This is a genomic window from Lactobacillus sp. M44, assembly GCF_058130005.1.
This window is the reverse complement of the sequence record NZ_CM176707.1, coordinates 209194-222197: the sequence shown is the minus strand read 5'-3', so window position 1 is coordinate 222197 and position 13004 is coordinate 209194. Positions and strand designations below refer to the sequence as shown.

The 13004-nt window shown below is 32.2% G+C and carries 15 protein-coding genes and 1 tRNA gene; 10 read left to right on the top strand and 6 right to left on the bottom strand.

Annotated elements, in window-relative coordinates; translation table 11 throughout:
- Positions 1 to 23 precede the first annotated feature (23 nt).
- Positions 24 to 713 carry a helix-turn-helix domain-containing protein gene (locus AC38BG_RS01205; protein WP_489937362.1) on the bottom strand — a complete coding sequence of 230 codons (690 nt, stop codon included), beginning with the start codon at positions 711 to 713 and terminating at the stop codon, positions 24 to 26.
- Between the two features lie 131 nt (positions 714 to 844).
- Here AC38BG_RS01205 and AC38BG_RS01200 point away from each other — a divergent pair, with 131 nt between their 5' ends.
- The 6 genes from AC38BG_RS01200 (at position 845) to AC38BG_RS01175 (ending at position 3681) form a co-directional block, all read left to right on the top strand.
- Positions 845 to 1036, top strand: a complete 192-nt coding sequence (locus tag AC38BG_RS01200) for a helix-turn-helix domain-containing protein (RefSeq protein ID WP_489937361.1) — start codon at positions 845 to 847, stop codon at positions 1034 to 1036.
- Positions 1036 to 1314 (top strand): helix-turn-helix domain-containing protein, encoded by a 279-nt coding sequence (locus tag AC38BG_RS01195; RefSeq protein WP_489937360.1) that lies wholly within the window; start codon positions 1036 to 1038, stop codon positions 1312 to 1314. The genes AC38BG_RS01200 and AC38BG_RS01195 overlap by 1 nt, the downstream gene beginning before the upstream one ends.
- Before the next feature lie 68 nt (positions 1315 to 1382).
- On the top strand, positions 1383 to 1571 hold the full coding sequence (locus tag AC38BG_RS01190; RefSeq protein ID WP_489937359.1) for a hypothetical protein: 189 nt from the start codon (positions 1383 to 1385) through the stop codon (positions 1569 to 1571).
- A complete protein-coding gene (locus AC38BG_RS01185) occupies positions 1571 to 1819 on the top strand; it encodes a hypothetical protein (RefSeq protein WP_489937358.1) in 249 nt (82 codons plus the stop codon). Before AC38BG_RS01190 ends, AC38BG_RS01185 begins: the two co-directional genes overlap by 1 nt.
- A gap of 7 nt (positions 1820 to 1826) precedes the next feature.
- Positions 1827 to 3131 (top strand): VapE domain-containing protein, encoded by a 1305-nt coding sequence (locus AC38BG_RS01180; protein ID WP_489937357.1) that lies wholly within the window; start codon positions 1827 to 1829, stop codon positions 3129 to 3131.
- 301 nt (positions 3132 to 3432) lie between these two features.
- The gene (locus tag AC38BG_RS01175; RefSeq protein ID WP_489937356.1) at positions 3433 to 3681 is read left to right on the top strand and encodes a hypothetical protein; all 249 of its coding nucleotides are present in this window, start codon (positions 3433 to 3435) and stop codon (positions 3679 to 3681) included.
- 793 nt (positions 3682 to 4474) lie between these two features.
- Here AC38BG_RS01175 and AC38BG_RS01170 read toward each other — a convergent pair.
- Both AC38BG_RS01170 and AC38BG_RS01165 read right to left on the bottom strand, forming a co-directional pair.
- On the bottom strand, positions 4475 to 4810 hold the full coding sequence (locus AC38BG_RS01170) for a hypothetical protein (protein ID WP_489937355.1): 336 nt from the start codon (positions 4808 to 4810) through the stop codon (positions 4475 to 4477).
- A gap of 475 nt (positions 4811 to 5285) precedes the next feature.
- Positions 5286 to 5358: transfer RNA gene (locus tag AC38BG_RS01165), tRNA-Thr, on the bottom strand.
- Positions 5359 to 5460: 102 nt separating this feature from the next.
- Here AC38BG_RS01165 and galE point away from each other — a divergent pair.
- The 3 genes from galE (at position 5461) to AC38BG_RS01150 (ending at position 9008) form a co-directional block, all read left to right on the top strand.
- Complete coding sequence (gene galE / locus AC38BG_RS01160) at positions 5461 to 6450, top strand: UDP-glucose 4-epimerase GalE (RefSeq protein ID WP_489937354.1); 990 nt, start codon at positions 5461 to 5463, stop codon at positions 6448 to 6450.
- 137 nt (positions 6451 to 6587) lie between these two features.
- The gene (locus tag AC38BG_RS01155) at positions 6588 to 8024 is read left to right on the top strand and encodes an APC family permease (RefSeq protein WP_489937353.1); all 1437 of its coding nucleotides are present in this window, start codon (positions 6588 to 6590) and stop codon (positions 8022 to 8024) included.
- 87 nt (positions 8025 to 8111) lie between these two features.
- Complete coding sequence (locus tag AC38BG_RS01150; protein WP_489937352.1) at positions 8112 to 9008, top strand: metal ABC transporter solute-binding protein, Zn/Mn family; 897 nt, start codon at positions 8112 to 8114, stop codon at positions 9006 to 9008.
- Between the two features lie 16 nt (positions 9009 to 9024).
- Here the strand turns inward: AC38BG_RS01150 and cls are convergent, their stop codons facing one another.
- The 3 genes from cls to AC38BG_RS01135 are packed head-to-tail and all read right to left on the bottom strand — an operon-like array spanning position 9025 to position 12184.
- Positions 9025 to 10482, bottom strand: coding sequence for a cardiolipin synthase (gene cls / locus AC38BG_RS01145; RefSeq protein ID WP_489937351.1), 1458 nt, complete (start codon positions 10480 to 10482; stop codon positions 9025 to 9027).
- 15 nt (positions 10483 to 10497) lie between these two features.
- Entirely contained in the window at positions 10498 to 11196 is a 699-nt protein-coding gene (locus AC38BG_RS01140) for a zinc metallopeptidase (protein WP_489937350.1), read from the bottom strand.
- A gap of 40 nt (positions 11197 to 11236) precedes the next feature.
- A complete protein-coding gene (locus tag AC38BG_RS01135) occupies positions 11237 to 12184 on the bottom strand; it encodes an alpha/beta hydrolase (RefSeq protein ID WP_489937349.1) in 948 nt (315 codons plus the stop codon).
- Between the two features lie 73 nt (positions 12185 to 12257).
- Here AC38BG_RS01135 and AC38BG_RS01130 point away from each other — a divergent pair, with 73 nt between their 5' ends.
- Entirely contained in the window at positions 12258 to 12977 is a 720-nt protein-coding gene (locus AC38BG_RS01130) for a ribonuclease H family protein (protein WP_489937348.1), read from the top strand.
- Positions 12978 to 13004 lie beyond the last annotated feature (27 nt).

Here is a 13004-nt window from a genome sequence, read left to right as displayed (position 1 = left end):
TTTATTTAGTAATGGGATGTTAGTTACTTATCCCAGTCAAAATTACGGTTAATAATTAAGTAGCCATCTATATACCTAGCTTTTACATTAAGTGTATGGTCTTCTAGAAACTCATATCTTTTAACTAGTAGATTGTCCTGTTTAATATGCGTATCTGTAGCGGTTTTTGTTACATCTATCATATAAGCACCTAAGGCACCATTTAAAGCGTCTAATAGGGCTTTTTTTATGTCGTCAATGGTTACATCCATTGGCTTTTTTACTAACCATTGCAACGCAATGCTATAAAAAAATAAATCTTTAAAATTAGCTTTCCAAAAATTAAAATCATTAGCATTCTTTCTAGATATTAGAATACTATTTTTTTTAACATCCCAAGGGATGACACCTCTAGTAATTAAGTAGTCATCCACTATGCTTAGTTGCTGTTTTAATGCTAAAAAGGGTGGTAAATCTTTGTTTTTATTATCTGAATATAAATTTAAATACCATTGCTGTAAAATCTCTAAAATTTCATCTTGGCTGTATGCACCTTGTAAATATGGTACTGATACATTAAAGAAGTTAGCTAACGCTTTCAAGGCTGAAATAGGAGCCTGTCTTTTTGCATTTTCATATTGGTTAATAGTATTACTTGGAATACCAACAACTTTACTTAATTTGGTGAGTGTTAATCCCTTCTTTTTTCTTAATTCTTTAATTCTATTGTTCATTATTGTAATACCTCTCTTTTAGCATTTTAACATATTTTTTGCCAAATGAATAAAATGAATTGATTTTACTCAAAAACGAGAGTATTATATAATTATAATCAAATATGAGAATTTAAAGAAAGGATTTAAACATGGAAAACAAATATTTAACGCAACAAGAAGCTATGCTTTATTTAAATATTAGAACTTATACAACTTTTACTAAATTAGTAAATGCAGGAATGCCATACGTGCTGTTTGGAAAACAAAAACGATTTACTAAAGATGAAATTGATAAATTTATGCTTAATCATATGGTTATCAATAGCGAGGTATCTAAATAATGGATGCTATAAAGATGGAGTTGCCTAGTGAACTCAATAATACAATCACTGAAACAGTTAGGCGAGCACTTGATACTTGCATTAAAGAAAATGCTAAGGCTAACCAGTTTCCGCCTTACATGAACCAAAGGATTGCAGCTACTTATTTACATGTAGCACCAGCAACAATAATTAAATGGGAACAAAAATATAGTAACTTTCCTGTCCTTGTGGTCGATGGTGTCAAGAGATATAAGAAAACATCCCTAGATAATTGGATGTTACAGCAAGCAAAATAACCACGCGCGGGGAGCATGGTTAATGTAATGGGATTAAATAATCTCAATTATGGAAAGGAGATACAACCATGGATAATTTAAAAATGAATTATGCAACTTTACAAGCTACTTTACAGGTTGCTGAAAGATTGGCATATCAATTACAAGTTAATGAAAACACTCAAGAGCAGATTAATCAGCTTCAAGGCGTTATCAGTTCACTAGTAATAGTAGCTGATAAGGTTAGCCAAGAATTGAATAATGAGGTAAATAAATAATGATGACAAACAAAGAAAAGCAATATTATAAAGATTTATTTTTGTTAGATGACCCAAGTAATACAAAAACTCAAATGAATTTTGAAAATTTTTTAAATGATGTTTTAACAGAATGCAAAACAGAAAGCAATGATACTAACAAATTATTAGCTATCATTGCTAAACGGCTTTTATATATCAATTTTGACCTTGTAACATTGGGCAAAAAAATTACAGATAATATTGATAACCATAGCCATGAAAGGTAGTGATATTTTGGCTAAAACAAAAACAGTGATACATTTAAATAAAAAAACCGCTGAAAATGTAAAAAAATTACAGCAAAAAGCTAAAGAAAATAGGTTAAATTTTAATTTAACTTCTAAAGGATATTTAAAGCAAAATTCGGTTTTAAATGTAATTAAAATATTAGAAAATGATCCTAATTTGAAAGGCTTATTCAAGTTTAATGAATTTACTGAGAAAATTGATGTATTGAAAGACTTCAAAGATTTCTCAATTCAAAAAGGACAATTTAAAGATAAATATATTAGTTATATTGCGCAATATATCGAAACTAGATATGAATATGACCATATTTTATTCAGCGAAAAAAATGTATTATCTGCAATTATGCAAGTTGCGGATTTAAATTCATACAATCCCTTAAGAGATTATATGGATGAAGCCTATGATAAGTGGGATAAAAAACGCAGGTTAGATAATTTTTTTCCAACGTTTTTAGGCGTTGAAAAAAATGAAGCTTCAATCTTAATAACTCGCTTATGGTTTATGGGTGGGGTAGCAAAGGTTTATGATCCTACAATTAAATTTGACTATTGTTTAGATTTAGTAGGTTCACAAGGCGTTGGTAAAACTACACTATTACAAAAAATCGCCCCACTTGGTTTATATACTGATCAAGTTAATAGTTTTGCAGAAAAAGACGATTATTCTTTAATGCTAGGAGCATTCATTGTTAATGATGATGAAATGAATGCAAGTGATAAAGTTTCTTTTGAAGAGGTTAAAAAGTTCATGAGTTTAACAAAGCTTCAATATCGCGTACCATATGGGCGCAATATGGAAACTCATTTTAAAAAGTTCATTGTTGCAAGAACAACAAACGATTTGTATTATCTAAAAGATAAGACTGGAGCAAGGCGTTTTATACCTCTACTTGCGGATAAAAACAAGCGAAAAAAAGACCCCGTAATTGATTTAACGCCTAAATATGTTAAACAGTTATGGGGCGAAGCAGTATGGTTATATAAAAATGCTAAAGATCCGTTTTTGTTGACCAAACGCCAAGAAGGTTTATTAAACAAAGCTCGGTATAACTTTAATTATACCACCGCTTTGGAAGACACTTTAATGGATGCTTTAGATAATAATTTTAAAGATAAAGATTTTATCACTAACTCAGAATTAGCATTAGCGGTATTGGGCGACCAAGACGCATTTATTAAAAACCCTAAAGGGGCTAGTAAAATCCGTTATTACATGCAAAACTTGGGTTATAAATTAGGTAAACGAAGTAATGGAAAAAATAAAAGTAGTCGGGGTTTTTATAGACCATAGGAGGGACAGGAGGGACAGTAAAGCCACTTTGGTGTCCCTCCCTAAACCCCTTGGCACTATTGAGGTTAGACCATAGGAGGGACGGAGGGACACCATATTTATATAAACTTTTTTTATAGTGATATATATAGTGTGTGTGTCTATAGAATGTTTGAAAGTGGTGTCCCTCCTGTCTTATCCTTAGAGCCACAAGGGATTAGAGGGCGATACAGTAGTTTCTTATGGTGTCCCTCCTGTCCCTCCTATATGCGTGGTCGAATATAACTAACTGATAATAAGCAATATATAGAAAGGTTTTAATATGAAGAAGTATACAGAACAATTTGTAAGGTTCAATTCAATTTCAAAACTAAATGAATGGTTAACGGAAGTATCAGAATTAGCAATCATTACATATAAACAGGTTTTAAATATTAAAGAACGAGTTAACTATATTATTGGTTTTCGTGTTTCCATGGTTGGTATAGCGGACTCAAATGATATTGAAGCAAGACTAAAGTATTTAATTGACTTATCAAATAAAATTAATGAAAAATGCCCGAAGGATTGAGTTTAAATCCAAACGACAAAAATAATATAATGAAAATAGTTAGACAGGTTTAACCTGTCTTTTTTTATTGATAGTAGACCACATCCCAGTTTTTAAGTTTGAGATTAATACAGTAGCAAGGGTTTACGAGATAGTAACCACTTCTTTCTGTTTTTGCACCAATTTTAAAAATAGTTAATGCTTACTCTCGCAAGGTATATCCCAGTTATCCCAGTTTTTTTATTAATTTTAAAAAATATATATAGAGAGATATATACACACAGTATATATATACATATACAAACGTAAGGTAAAAAAAAACTGGAAAAACTGGGGTAATTGGGAAAAGCCTTGGCGCTGTAAAGCTAGCAAGTTTAAAAAAGTGCGACAAAAGATTTTTAAAGTGGGATTATAACCACTTTTTAATAAAACATCCCCCCGCACGACTTACAAAAAGGGAGAGCGCACATATGGTATCCGTTTTTGAGGGGCAATATCTTACTAACTTTTTGATATGGGGGTGGTAACATTTGACCGTGGTCAACTATTAACTAACTTAAAAGACGATCTAAGTTGAAATTAGGGTGTCGCGAATTGCGACTACCTGAAATCCCAAAATGGGATCTAAGTCGATAAATTGCCGAGCCAGTAATAAACCACCAAACCAGTTGCATGGACTGGTTAAAGGTGGTTAGTTCTCCAATGGGATGCAATTACATAATAAAAGGGGGTAACGAATTGGTAGCACCTATTTGAGTCCCAAATTGGGACTTCAGGTCAAAACCAATAAAAGGGGTCTCCGTTTTGGATACCCCTATTTGTATACATGTAAATCATAAATCTTAGTAATTTTGTGTTCTAATTGTTCATATAAGAATAAGTCCGCGAACTCTTCAAGTGCGCCTTGCTTTAAGTCATCATACCTTGAAACACTATAACCAACCAGCTGGGCTACTTGCCACCTTAATTTATGGTTGACCATGCTTTCAATAATTATTTTTTTGTATGGCTTCTTTGGTTTATCTGAGCACCTGTTAATTGCATTATTTACGCACGCTAGCAGGCTTTTAGCTTCTAACATGATAATATATCTATCTGGTAAATTATTCGTATATCGGCTGTTTTTATCTGGTGTATTATCAAAATTCATTGAACTTATATCCGAGTTACCGCATATGGTCATAAATTTATCTAAATCATGATTAAAAAAAGAAGCCACTTTAATTCTGGTTTTTGCTAAATCAATATCAAACACGTGTTACACCCTTGCTAATAAAATTGCTACTGCAATAACTACACCTATTGATGAAGCTACAATCATTGCTTCTAAAACTTTAATCTCGTTCATAATTTCATTTGATTTGTCATCATCCATATATAATACATCCCCCTTTGATACTATTTTATCTTAAAAGTTTGGTCTTGTGATTGCGTCAATTTATCAGATGACAGCAATAAAAAAATCACTGTAACCAGTGATTTTATCACGCTCCCCAATCTTTAATTTTTGCGTCAATTTTGCGTCAAACTTTAAATTAAATGCGTTTTATAGCATTTACAAAAAAATAAGAATGCCGTAAAACCAACGTCTTTAGCACTCTTAAAACTCAATAAATCTATAAAAATGCCAATTATTGGGATCGAACCAACGACCTTCTCTTTACGAGGGAGATGCTCTACCAACTGAGCTAAATTGGCTTTTAATGACAAAAAAATTATAACAAATCCTATTCAGTTGGTCAAAATGCATTAATTTGCTTTATAATTAGTATTAACTTAATTAATAGGGGAAGTTATGTTATGAAAATTCTTGTAGTAGGTGGGGCTGGATATATCGGCTCTAATGCAGTAAAACAATTACTTGATCAAAATTATGAAGTAGTAGTTGCTGATTCATTATTTACTGGACATCAAGCAGCAGTTGATAAAAGAGCAAAGTTTTATCAAGGTGATATTTTAGACTCGGAATTTTTGGATAAAGTATTTAGTAAGCAAAATATTGATGCAGTAATGCATTTTGCCGCTTATTCATTAGTTGGAGAATCCGTTCAAAAACCATTAAAGTACTATCAAAATAATGTTTCAGGGATGATATCTTTGCTTAAGGCAATGAAAGAACATGATGTTAAAGACATTATCTTTTCTTCAAGTGCTGCAACTTACGGTGTGCCCAAAGTGTCACCTATTGATGAAAAAACGCCACTTAACCCAATCAACCCATATGGTGCAACTAAGATGATGATGGAAAGAATTATGCATGACGCAGATATTGCTGATGGTATTAAGTATGTTGCATTACGCTATTTTAATGTAGCAGGGGCTAGTGTAGATGGTAATATTGGCGAAGATCATCAACCAGAAACTCATTTAATTCCTAATATTTTGAAATCAGTATTAAATCCTGATCGCACTTTTACAATTTTTGGGGATGATTATAATACTCCAGATGGAACTAATGTCCGTGATTATGTAGATGTAGTTGATTTAATTGATGCACATATTTTGGCATTAAAATATCTGCTTAAAAATCAAACAAGTGATGTCTTTAACTTAGGATCTGCTCATGGATATTCAAACCTTGAGATCTTAAAATCAGCTATGAAAGTAACAGGTCAAGATATCGCTTATGTTATTGGGGATAGAAGAGCTGGAGATCCAGATACATTAGTTGCTGATTCAACTAAGGCAAGAAAAGTTCTAAATTGGCAACCTCAACATGAAAATGTAGATGATATTATTCAAAGTGCCTGGAAGTGGCATAAAAACCATCCAAATGGTTACGAAAATTAAATATAATTTTGTCAAAACATCTTGTGGAATACCATAGGATGTTTTTTCATAAGAAAAATTTAAAAAAGATTATTGATAGCCGAATTTTTCGAGTATAATAGTATTTATTGTTAATATTTTCGCAAGGAGGTTTTTGCATGGTCGAACAAACCAAGACCAAAAATAAAATGTTGTGGTCGAAATTAGCTGTCATGGCATTTTCAACAGTATGGAGTTTTGGGAACGTTGTAAATGGGTATGTTTACTTCGATGGAACCAAAGTTATCTTCAGCTGGATTTTAATGTTCGCCTTATATTTTGTACCATATGCATTGATGGTGGGAGAATTAGGTTCAGTATTTAAAGAAAGCGAAGGTGGTGTTAGTTCCTGGGTAGAATATACTATGGGATCAAAACTAGCATATTATGCTGGCTGGACTTATTGGGCTTGTCATATTGTGTATATTTCAAGTAAAGGTACTGGTGGATTAAGATCAATGGCCTGGGGAATTTGGGGCAGTATTACTAAATTTGACCATTTACCTACTTGGGAAGTGCAATTTGCAACATTATTGATCTTTTTAGTCTTTTGTTGGATGGCATCAAGAGGAATCAATGTGTTAAAAAGTGTTGCTACAATTGCTGGTGGTTCAATGTTCATCATGTCTATTTTATTTATTGTGATGATGTTTGCGGCGCCTGCAATTAATCCTCATGCTGGTTTTAGTTCAATTAGCTGGAATTGGAAGAGCTTAATGCCTACTTTTAATGTTAAATACTTTACATCATTATCAATCTTAGTGTTTGCGGTAGGTGGTGCTGAAAAGATTTCCCCTTATGTAAATAAAGTAAAAGACCCTGCAAGAGGCTTTCCTAAAGCTATGTATTTGCTTGCAGGGATGGTTATTGTTTCTGCAATTTTAGGAACAGTTGCATTAGCGATGATGTTTAATGTTAAAGATGTAAATTCTGATTTGAATAATTACATTGCTAATGGGCAGTTCTGGGCCTTTCAAAAACTAGGTAATTACTATCATATGGGCAATACTCTAATGTATATTTATGCATGGTGTAATACGATAGGGCAGTTTTCAACTTTAATTATTAGTATTGATGCTCCATTGCGCATGATGTTAGGTAGTAAAATCGCTAAAGAATATATTCCAAAGGCTTTACTTAAAACTAATAGTAAAGGAGCCTTCACCAATGGTATTTGGATGGTGGTCTTTTTATCAGGTGGCTTAACATTAGCTCAAGTAGTAGTGCCAAATGCTACTGATGTTATGGCGCAATTAGTTAAGTTAAATTCAACTACAATGCCACTGCGTTACTTATGGGTATTTGCGGCATATCTAGCATTAAGAAAGCAACGCAACAAGTTCAAAGGCGGTTATGAAATGACCAAGAAAAAATGGCTATCATATATTGCAGGAATTTGGTGTTTTGCAGTAACAGCGGTTTGTTGTTTAATTGGTATTTATTCACCTGATCCATTTACTTTGATTTTGAATATTTTGACACCTATTGTGTTGATTGCATTAGGGATGATATTGCCAATGATCAAAAAACATCAAGATGAGCAAACTGTTAAATAATAAAAATTATAGTTCACACTATGTGGACTATTTTTTTATGCAAAAAATTGTTGTTTAGTTTATGATGTTTTTTGGAGAATCAAACAAATGAAAACAACAACAAAAATACTAACAACTATTCTTTTATTAATATTTGCACTTACAATTGCAGGTTGCGCTAAAAAACAAACCACAACATATCAAAAGCAAATAAATATTGTAACTAGTACAAATATTTATGCTAACATTGCTAAACAAGTTGCTGGTAAATATGCTAAAGTAACTCCATTAATTGCTAATGGTGACACTGACCCTCATGATTTTGAACCAACTGTTGAAACAGCAAGATTAGTTGCCAAAAGTAATATTTTAGTAGCTAATGGATTAGGTTATGATGACTGGATTGATCGCTTAGCTGATGCTAATAATAAAAAAGTTGTAAAAGTAGGCAACAACTTAATGGACTTAAAGACTGGGGATAATCCTCATATCTGGTATGATTTAAAAATGCCTAGAATATATGTTAATTACTTAGTTAGAAGATTAGATAAATTAGATCCAAAGCATAAAAAACAATTTGAACAAAATGCACGTAATTATTTAAAACGCATCGCTAAATTAGAGCAGTTAGAAAAGACTTTAGACTATAAGCATACAAAACCAGTTTTTGTAAGTGAACCAGTATTTGACTATATGCTAAAAAGTACTGACTACCAAATTGATGATAAAGCGTTTGAAGACGCTGTAGAAAATGAAACAGATCCAAGTGCAAAAATTATTCAAGAAATGAATCAAAAGATTATTAATCATAAAATCGCATTTTTTGTAAATAATACTCAAGCTTCAAGCTCTACCGTTAATAATTTCGTAAGTCTAGCACAAAAATATGATATTCCTATCTTAAATGTTCGAGAAACTATGCCAAACAATACTTCATATCTAGCTTGGATGAATGAGAATTTAGAGAATTTAGCAAAATTAACAAACAAAAACGCCAGAAATTAATCTGACGCATTTTTTGCTATAAAATTGGTGATAACAGTCTTGAGAATCTCTGCAATGATCTAATATATCTTGATTGATTTTGAATATCCTGAATAGTTATTAAGTGGCATTGTTTAACATCCTCTAAGAATATCTTTTCCATTTCTTTAGTGACTTTGGAATCATAAAAGACAGCATTAGCTTCAAAATTTAAGCTGTATGATCGATAATCTTGGTTCATTGAACCAATAGTTGCAAAATTATCATCAACGATAATAGTCTTCGCATGTAAAAATCCATTTTCATAGCTATATATTTTAACTCCTAATCTAGTTAATTCATTAGCGTACCATTGTGTGGCGCGATAAATGAAAGGGTGATCTGGCTTGCTTGGAATCATAATTCTTACATCAACACCTGAATTAACAATGATTTCCCAAGTTGCAAGCATAGGTTCATCTGGAATTAAATAAGGTGTTTGAATCCACAATCTTTTGCGTGCAAGCATCATTAATCTAATCATCCCATTACGCATGTATGGTAAATATCGATCAGGCCCATCTGAAACTATTTGTGTGGCTACATCATCACTAGTTAATGAATCTTCATCTAAATAAGGAAATAATCGATGATCAAAAGTTACCAATTGCTCTTTTTTAGTGATAGAAGCATTCCAATCCATAATGAAGCGCTCTTGCAATAATAATGATGCAGATCCAACTATTCTAACTTGAGTATCACGCCAATAGCCAAAACGCTTTTTGCGTCCTAAATATTGATCTCCGACGTTAAAACCGCCAGTCCAAGAAATTCGCCCATCAATGACGATTACTTTTCTGTGTAAGTGATAGTTTAGACGGTATTTGGTAATCATATTACGAGATGTGATGAAAGGTAATACTTGGCCACCTTCATCAATTAATGGTCGAAACCAAGATAGTTTGGCACCAGGTGACCCCCATGGATCATATAGCAAGCGTATTTTTATGCCTAATTTTGCCTTTTTGATTAATAAATCTAAAAATTGATTACCAATATCATCATTCATGAATGAATAATACTCAATATTTATAGTTTCTTTGGCATTTTCAATATCTTCAAAAATATGGAGAAATTGATCAGAACCATCGGTATAAATACTTATTTTATTATTTTTAGAAACTGGTGCATCATGGTTTTCATTGAAATAGTCAATAACCACATCGGCCTTTTTGGAAGTGTCACTATTGCCAGCTAATTTTGGCGTTTTGGGAATCATTTTTTGTACATTACGCAAGCCTACGTGTTTTTGTTTATTAATTGCAAATAGATTTTCTTCTGATAATCCACGTCCAAAAAATCCATAAATAATGAAGCCAATTACAGGAAAAACTAGCAAAACTAATAGCCAAGCCCATGTAGTTCCAACTGAACGATGTCTATGAAAGACTACATAAATCGCAGATATGGCATTTAATATTAAAATGATTCGCAATAAAGCTCCTAGCCATGACATGCTTGGCTCCTCCTTTTAACGATTGTCGTTATTTCCAAATAATAAAATTAAACGGATCAGTTGTAAAAATGTACTCAAGGCAGCAGCTACATAAGTTAAAGCAGCAGCAAATAAAACTTTTCTGCCCATTGGGATCTCAGAATTATCTAAAATTCCAGTTAACTTCAATTCACCCATAGCGCGATGAGATGCATTAAATTCTACAGGCAAAGTCACAATCTGGAATAACACAATTGCAGCAAAGCAGATAATTCCTGCTTTAATTAAAGTTTGGTTCATCCCAAATATTATTCCTAATAAAATTAGAGGCATTGATAAATTAGATCCTAAATTAACTAATGGTACTAATCCAGCTCTAATAGTCATTGGTAAATATGATTTAGCATCTTGAATTGCATGTCCACATTCATGTGCAGCAACTCCAACTGCCGCCACACTAGTTGAATTATAGACAGCAGTTGATAAATTCAAGGTTTTATTTCTTGGATCATAAAAGTCAGTTAATCTACCAGATACTTCTTGGATGGTAACATTGTTTAATCCAGCTTGGTTCAAAATAATTTCTGCGGCTTGTCTGCCAGTGTATCCATTATGGTTTTCGATTTGATCATAACGGCTAAAAGTCGAATTGACATTCCAAGATGCCCAACCTGTAATAATTACACCTAAAATAATCATCCAAAAATATGGATCAAAAAAGAATGGGAAAAACATAAAATTTACTCCTTTACATAATTTATTAATAAAGAGTGTATCATAAATCAGCTTGATGCCTGCGTTTGTTGAGTTGCAAAAAGTGACTTAAAAGATTAATTACAAAGGGATCATCATGCATCTGACTGTGCTCTGCGTTTTTTCCTCTGATTTCAACTTCTCGATAAAAGCGTACAGTAGGTGCTAGAATGTAGCGAATGCTTTTAGCAGAAACTACTGAAATAAATCTGTCTGTATTAGTTTCATCTAAAATATTTCCATAAACATTTAAAATTCGAATATTAGGATCCATGCGTTTTCGATAAAGCAATAAAGAAATATAATGCCAACTCATTAATGCAGGGCGTCCTTTTTCAGTTAGATGATTAATATTTGGAATATCTCCTAAATACATCACTCCATCAAATGGTCCTGCAATTAGAGCGCATTTTTTTAATTGTGGAAATTTTTTATTTTTTGCATAACGCATCTGCGTCCAAACAATACATGGAGCACCTAACGAGTGAGCAACAGCGTTATAGTGTTTAAAATTATATTTCTTTGCTAAAAATGGTAGGGTCATTTTCAGATAGTAATTGATGCAGTTAATACCAGCTATTTTTTGGCGAAATACCAGTTGAACAATTGGATGTTTATCATTAGTCCAAGTGCCTTCAAATTTGAAGTTACCTAATAAATCAACTGTGACTTTTAAAAACTTAGTTGTTCCTTTATCTTCACAAGCTCGTTTAACCATAATACGCGTAGTATAGTCCCCACCTCTGAAACCATGAATATAGATTACAGGTTCTTGGACTAGTGAAGTATTTTCTATGGTCGAATGATCGATGATCTTTCTGCGATGCATACGCAAAAAAATTCTTGTTGGAGCAAATGATGCAAGTAGTGCTAAAGATATCATATTGAACATTGAAGGTTCTTGTTCAAGTTCTTTTTTATCAATATTTTTTTCTGTTTCTTGCTTATACTTTTTTGAATTGAAAAACAATAGATCACTTCCAATAATTCGTGTTACTATGTTATATATTCTAACATTAAGTAGTAAAAATAAAGGATTAAGTATGAAATATTATGCAGTCAAAAATGGACGCAAAAAGGGCGTCTATAAAACATGGGATGAAGCTAAAAAACAAGTAGATGGGTTTAGCGGTGCTGAACATAAGTCTTTTGATAATGTTGTAGACGCTATTAAATTTGCTGAAATTGAAACTAAACCAAGTAATATTGATGATGCAATCAAAAAAATTAAACAAACTTCAAAAACTTTAAAGCAAAAATCTACTAAGTCAGTTGAATTTGATTTAAATTACTATGCAACTATCTATACTGATGGTGGCTCTCGCAACACTGGTGTACATAAAGGCGGACATGTGAATAAAACAGATAAAGCAGCGTGGGCATATTTAATTGTTCAAGGGCAAAACAAAATACATCAAGCAGGTGGTGAGTTTGGTGCAACAAATAATAAAATGGAACAAACCGCTTTAATTGAAGCTCTAAAAAAATTAATTGAACTTAATTATAATGATAAAAAATTACGTTTTGTTTTAGATTCTCAATATGTATTAAATGCAATTAATAAACACTGGCTTGATTCTTGGCATAAATTAGGCTGGAAGAAAAAAAGTGGCCCATTAAAAAATGCAAAACAATGGAAAGAAATGTATCACTTATTGCATCAATTTTCGGATACACAGTTTGATTGGACTAAAGGTCATGCAAATAACTATGGTAATAATTTTGTTGACAGTGAATTGAACAAATATATGGATCAAATGTAAAAAAAATAGCACTTCTGAAAAGAAGTG

Coding starts and splice junctions, on each gene's coding strand:
- AC38BG_RS01195 (WP_489937360.1), top strand. CDS start 1,036: ATGGATGCTATAAAGATGGAGTTGCCTAGTGAACTCAATAATACAATC.
- AC38BG_RS01200 (WP_489937361.1), top strand. CDS start 845: ATGGAAAACAAATATTTAACGCAACAAGAAGCTATGCTTTATTTAAAT.
- AC38BG_RS01155 (WP_489937353.1), top strand. CDS start 6,588: ATGGTCGAACAAACCAAGACCAAAAATAAAATGTTGTGGTCGAAATTA.
- cls (WP_489937351.1), bottom strand. CDS start 10,482: ATGTCATGGCTAGGAGCTTTATTGCGAATCATTTTAATATTAAATGCC.
- AC38BG_RS01130 (WP_489937348.1), top strand. CDS start 12,258: ATGAAATATTATGCAGTCAAAAATGGACGCAAAAAGGGCGTCTATAAA.
- AC38BG_RS01140 (WP_489937350.1), bottom strand. CDS start 11,196: ATGTTTTTCCCATTCTTTTTTGATCCATATTTTTGGATGATTATTTTA.
- AC38BG_RS01190 (WP_489937359.1), top strand. CDS start 1,383: ATGGATAATTTAAAAATGAATTATGCAACTTTACAAGCTACTTTACAG.
- AC38BG_RS01170 (WP_489937355.1), bottom strand. CDS start 4,810: ATGAATTTTGATAATACACCAGATAAAAACAGCCGATATACGAATAAT.
- AC38BG_RS01185 (WP_489937358.1), top strand. CDS start 1,571: ATGATGACAAACAAAGAAAAGCAATATTATAAAGATTTATTTTTGTTA.
- AC38BG_RS01150 (WP_489937352.1), top strand. CDS start 8,112: ATGAAAACAACAACAAAAATACTAACAACTATTCTTTTATTAATATTT.
- AC38BG_RS01205 (WP_489937362.1), bottom strand. CDS start 713: ATGAACAATAGAATTAAAGAATTAAGAAAAAAGAAGGGATTAACACTC.
- galE (WP_489937354.1), top strand. CDS start 5,461: ATGAAAATTCTTGTAGTAGGTGGGGCTGGATATATCGGCTCTAATGCA.
- AC38BG_RS01175 (WP_489937356.1), top strand. CDS start 3,433: ATGAAGAAGTATACAGAACAATTTGTAAGGTTCAATTCAATTTCAAAA.